At 72.6% G+C, this 4,902-nt stretch carries 5 protein-coding genes and 1 pseudogene; 3 read left to right on the top strand and 3 right to left on the bottom strand.

Annotated elements, in window-relative coordinates; genetic code table 11:
* Together AOK11_RS45915 and AOK11_RS45910 are read left to right on the top strand one after the other, a co-directional pair.
* Positions 1-513 (top strand): annotated as a pseudogene (locus tag AOK11_RS45915) (molybdopterin-dependent oxidoreductase); the annotation flags it as partial.
* 2 nt (positions 514-515) lie between these two features.
* A partial coding sequence (locus tag AOK11_RS45910; RefSeq protein WP_240497635.1) for a molybdopterin-dependent oxidoreductase occupies positions 516-1,120 on the top strand: 605 nt, incomplete at its 5' end.
* A gap of 60 nt (positions 1,121-1,180) precedes the next feature.
* Here AOK11_RS45910 and AOK11_RS37275 read toward each other — a convergent pair.
* From AOK11_RS37275 to AOK11_RS37265, 3 genes are all read right to left on the bottom strand, one after another.
* Positions 1,181-2,098 (bottom strand): pyridoxamine 5'-phosphate oxidase family protein, encoded by a 918-nt coding sequence (locus AOK11_RS37275; protein WP_055598053.1) that lies wholly within the window; start codon positions 2,096-2,098, stop codon positions 1,181-1,183.
* Between the two features lie 92 nt (positions 2,099-2,190).
* Positions 2,191-2,661, bottom strand: a complete 471-nt coding sequence (locus AOK11_RS37270; protein ID WP_055598052.1) for an Hsp20/alpha crystallin family protein — start codon at positions 2,659-2,661, stop codon at positions 2,191-2,193.
* A 363-nt stretch (positions 2,662-3,024) separates the two neighbouring features.
* On the bottom strand, positions 3,025-3,732 hold the full coding sequence (locus AOK11_RS37265) for a TetR/AcrR family transcriptional regulator (RefSeq protein ID WP_055598051.1): 708 nt from the start codon (positions 3,730-3,732) through the stop codon (positions 3,025-3,027).
* Between the two features lie 307 nt (positions 3,733-4,039).
* Here AOK11_RS37265 and AOK11_RS37260 point away from each other — a divergent pair.
* Positions 4,040-4,902, top strand: an 863-nt coding sequence (locus AOK11_RS37260; RefSeq protein ID WP_079035325.1) for a CaiB/BaiF CoA transferase family protein, incomplete at its 3' end; no start/stop codon positions are given.

The following is a 4,902-nucleotide window of genomic DNA, read 5'->3' as shown; positions in this document are numbered from 1 at the left end:
CGCCGCCACCACCGCCCTGACCGCGCTTCCCGACGCGCGCCCGGCCCGCGCCGCCGACCCCGCGATCGTCAAACCGCTGCCGCCCGAGTGGTTCGTCCAGCGCGGCACCAATGCCGAGACCCGCTGGGAAGCGCTGCGCGGGACCGGCTACCACACCCCCAACGAGCTGTTCTTCGTGCGCAACCACACCGCCACCCCCGTCCTGGACGCACGGGACTGGCGGCTGCGGCTGTGGGGCAGCGGCCTGAGGGGCGCGCCCGGCGAGGACAGGCCGGTGGAGTTCGGGTACGACGACCTGCGCGCCCTGCCGGCCGTCACCCGGACCGTGTCCGTCGAGTGCGCCGGAAACGGCCGCAGCCACTACACGAGCCAACAGGGCGAAACCGTCTCCGGCACCGCGTGGGGGCTGGGCGCGATCGGCGTCGCCCGCTGGCGCGGGGTGCGGCTGGCCGACGTACTGCGCAGAGCGGGGCTGTCCTCCTCCGCCGTGGACGTCCAGCCGCGCGGCCTGGANNACGACGTACTGCTCGCGTACGAGATGAACGGCGAGCCGGTGCCGTACGACCACGGGTATCCGGTGCGGGTGCTGGTGCCCTCGTGGGTGGGGATCGCGTCGATCAAATGGGTCGGCGACATCGAGGTGTCGGCGCAGCCGCTCTTCTCCCCGTGGAACACCGCCTTCTACCGGCTGTTCGGCCCGGCCCACCCGCCGGAGGGCAGTGCGCCGCTGACCCGGCAGACCCTCAAGAGCGCCTTCGAGCTGGCGAGCGGTGCCACGCTCCCGGCAGGAGAGAGGCAGGTGCTGCACGGCCGCTCCTGGTCGGGTGCCGCGGCCATCGCGCGGGTCGACGTCAGTACCGACGGGGGCGCGAGCTGGCGTCAGGCACGACTGCACGACGACAGCCGTTCCGGCACCTGGACCCGCTGGTCCGTCCCCTGGACGCCCGGGACCCCCGGTCCCACCCAGCTCCTGGCCCGCGCCACCGACACGGCCGGCCGCCGTCAGCCGGACGTCGCGGTACCCAACACACAGGGCTATCTCTTCGACGCGGTGGTGCGGCATCCGGTGACCGTGGTCGGACGGCACCGGAGCACCCCTCCGCGCAACGAATCGTCGTGACGCGCAACGGTCCGTAACGGCCTGCGAAGGCCCGTGCGAAGGCCCGTGCGAAGGCGCCGCTCAGCGGTCGGCCGGACTGATGCGGCGCCCCGTCAGGCTGGTGGGCCGGATCGCCACCCACATCTCGCGTTCGCCCCCGGTCCACGGCGCGGTGCGGGCGTGTTCGGTCAGCCGCCGCACGGCGTCGGCGTCCGTGACCAACCGCGCGGGGCCGACGGCGAGCACGCTCCAGCCCTGGCTCATGGTCTCGTCCACACGGTCGACCTCGAAGGCGGTGTCCGATCCCACGGCCGCCGCGGGCAGGGAGCCGGGAGCGGTCCGGAAGGCGATCACGTCGTCGACGACCTCGTAGTTCACCGGGGCGACCGCCGGGCCGTCCGGGGTCGACACCGCGACGCGTCCCACCCCGTGGGTGGACAGCAGGGTGCGGCATTCCTCGGGGTCGAGGTCCAGGAGCCGGGGATGCAGGAGCGCCGCGCCCTGGCCCGGCGGCATCTCGGTGTCGCCGCCGCGCAGTGCCTGGACCGTGGTGTTCAGCGCCCCGGCCAGGTTGATGAGCGTCGCCAGGCTCGGGTCGGCCTGGTGTTCCTCGAGGTACGCGAGATACGCCGGTGCCATCCTGGCGCGGCGGGCCGTCTCGGCCAGGGTCAGACCCTGCCGCTCACGTTCGGTGGCCACCCGTCGGCCGAGGTCGCTGGTGTGGTGCGCACCGGAGCGGTGCCTACCGGAAGCGGCGCCCGTTCCGGCCGCGCCCGGTCGACGGGACGGCTCCCGGGCCGTCCCGGGCTCGTGCCCCGGATGCAGGAGGTGCGCGTCGGGCCCGGGAAACACGAGGGTCACCGCCCGGGTGTCCGACCAGCGCACGTCGTACGGGGGTGTCCCGTCCTTGTGGTGGAGTCCGATGATCTCGCCGTCGCGCCGGGTGGCACCGGTCGCCGGACTTTCGATGACGAGCCGATCGCCGAGATGAGCTCGCATGACCGCCGCCTTCGCTCAAGTGTCAGGGGTGGGGAAAAGGACCGGTGGGGCGGGGCCGCCGCCTCTCACCGACGGCCGGCTCCGACCTCGGATCAGCCGGTGATCTCGATGCGGCGCTGCGTGCCCTTCCCGGTCCTGGGGACACGCACCGTGAGGACTCCGTTGGTCAGCTCCGCACTGATGCGTTCGGTGTCGGCGTTGGGCGGCAGCGTCGTGCGGTAGCGGAACCGTCCGACGTGACGGGTGTGCCGCCGGACCACACCCGTGCGTTCCCGCTCCTCGATCTCGCCGTGGACGACGAGTTCGCCGTCGCTGACCTCGACATTGATCTGCTCCTTGTCCACACCGGCGAGCTCCAGCTCCACCACGTGGGCGTCCCCGGTGTCCTCGACGTCGGCCGGCGGCGTCCACGTACCGGCCGTGTCGGCCTCGGAGAAGTCGTCGCCGGGAAAGGGGAAGGTGGAGTGCATGAGGTACTCCATCCGGGAGCGGAGGTCCTCGAGCTCCCGGAAGGCGTCCCACCCGGAGAGCGGCCCCCTGCTGCGGCGTGCGGGATGCGACATAGGTCCTCCTCCTCGGATTCTGCGACGGCAGCGCCACCCGTCGGCGAGGGAGACGGATCCGCCGCTCCTCGGCCGGGTACCCCGGCAGGCGCGGGACACCCACAAGGCCGTCGCGGCCGTTTCGGCGGGGCGTCGAGGACTGCGGCCGACCGGTCGCGCGGGAGCCGCCGGCCCTGACGGATGCCGCCGGAACCCCTGGTTCCAGGGTCCGTGGGCCCGGCCCGACCGGCATGGGTCGACCGGGGCACAGGAGAGGCCCGAGTGGCTTTCGGCGTCCGTCGCGTCGCGTCGTGTCGCGCCACGCCACGCCACGCGACGCGGCGTTCGCGTGCCCTGTGCTCCGTGTGCTCGCGCCGGTTCTCCTCAGTGGCGGTTCTTCGGGTTCGTCCGTGGCCCGGGCGGGGCCGCCCGGCGGCGGGAGGAGATTCCTTCCCGGCCGTCCACCGTGCCGGGGTGGCCGACCGTGCCGAGGCTGAGGAGCACATGGCGCTCGGCGATCTCCGTGGCGCTCAGGGGGCCGTCGGCCCGGTACCAGTTGGCCACGCCCTGGCACATGATGAGCACGGCGCGGACCGCGTCGGCCGGGATGGGGGTGGTGAAGACGCCCCGCGCGATACCGGCCTCGACCGTGTCGAGCAGCATGTGCTCGAGATAGTCGCGCAGGGCCACGTACCGGGCCCGGTTGTCCGGCTCGAGACTGCGGATCTCGGTGTCCAGGAACGCCAGCCCCTTGCGGTTGGCCATGTAGAGCACGATCGACTCGACCATGGCGCAGAAGCGGGGGAGCGGTTCGTCGCCCGCCTCGGCCGCGGCGGCCCGGCAGCGGTCCAGGACGTCCTTCATCGACGTCTCCAGCAGCGTGGCGAGCAGGGCCTGCTTGTTCGCGTAGTGGTAGTAGAGCGCGGGGACGGTCACTCCCACCCGTCCGGCGATGTCCCGCACCGAAGTGCCGTGGTACCCGTGCTCGTTGAAGGCCTCCATGGTGTGCACGAGGATCGGGTGCAGGTCGAGCGGCCCGTATGCGCTCCAGTGCGGTGCGTCAACGGTCTCCTGGCGTGACTGCGTGCTCAACGGTGCTCCTCCGATGGATTGCCGGCGAGCGCCATGCTACGTCCGCCGGGCGCCCTCACACTCCTGATTCTTGCTTATCCATCGCTCAGTGGATCCCTTCGTCACCGCTGGGGAGTCGGGCGTCGAGGGCCTGCCCTTGAGGGTGTTTTGCCACGTAATACTCAGAAAGCACGAACCGAAGTGCCGTGTGAAATCGTGGTGTTGCGAGCATTGACCGCTCTCCCACCCCCCTCTACCTTCTTAGCGAGCGCTAAGTAGAGCCCCGTTCGGAGGATGGCTGCCCGCCCCTGCCGTGAGAGAGGGACCGATGAGCTCGACGAGTGACACCGCTGCCCACCCCGACGACGTGACCGACCGTCAGGCGACCCCGCCACCCCGCCGTGCCGGTCCGCTGGCCGGAGTACGGGTGGTGGAACTGGCGGGGATAGGCCCCGCGCCCTTCGCCGGCATGCTCCTCGGCGACCTGGGGGCCGACGTCGTGCGCGTCGACCGCCCCGGGGCGACGGCCCTCGGCGTCGAGCCCGCCCGGGACGTCACCAACCGCAACAAGCGCTCCGTCCTGGTCGACCTCAAGTCGGCCGACGGGCCGGGGACCGTACGGGATCTCGCCGCACGCGCCGACATCCTGATCGAGGGGTACCGCCCGGGGGTCGCGGAGCGGCTGGGGGTCGGCCCCCAGGAGTGCCGGGCCGTCAACCCGGCCCTCGTGTACGGCCGGATGACCGGCTGGGGCCAGGACGGACCGCTCGCACCCCGGGCGGGACACGACATCGGCTACATCGCCACCGCGGGCGCGCTCGGCATGATCGGCGCACCGGACGGGCCGCCCGCGATCCCGGCCAACCTGCTCGGCGACTACGCGGGCGGCTCCCTCTACCTCGTCGTCGGGGTGCTCGCCGCACTGCTGACCGCGCGCGTCACCGGCGCGGGACAGGTGGTGGACGCGGCGATCGTCGACGGCACCGCCCACCTGACCGCCATCGTCCAGGGCATGCTCGCCTCCGGTTCCTGGCAGGACGGCCGCGGCCGCAACCTCCTCGACGGCGGCTGCCCCTACTACGCCGTCTACGAGACACGGGACGGCGGCTGGATGGCGGTCGGCGCGCTGGAGCCCCAGTTCTACGCCGAGTTCGTGCGGCTGCTCGGTCTCGACGCCGACGGCCTGCCCGA

This window comes from Streptomyces hirsutus (assembly GCF_001418415.1).
GTDB classification, from domain to species: domain Bacteria; phylum Actinomycetota; class Actinomycetes; order Streptomycetales; family Streptomycetaceae; genus Streptomyces; species Streptomyces hirsutus.
This window is presented reverse-complemented; position numbering and strand designations above follow the sequence as displayed.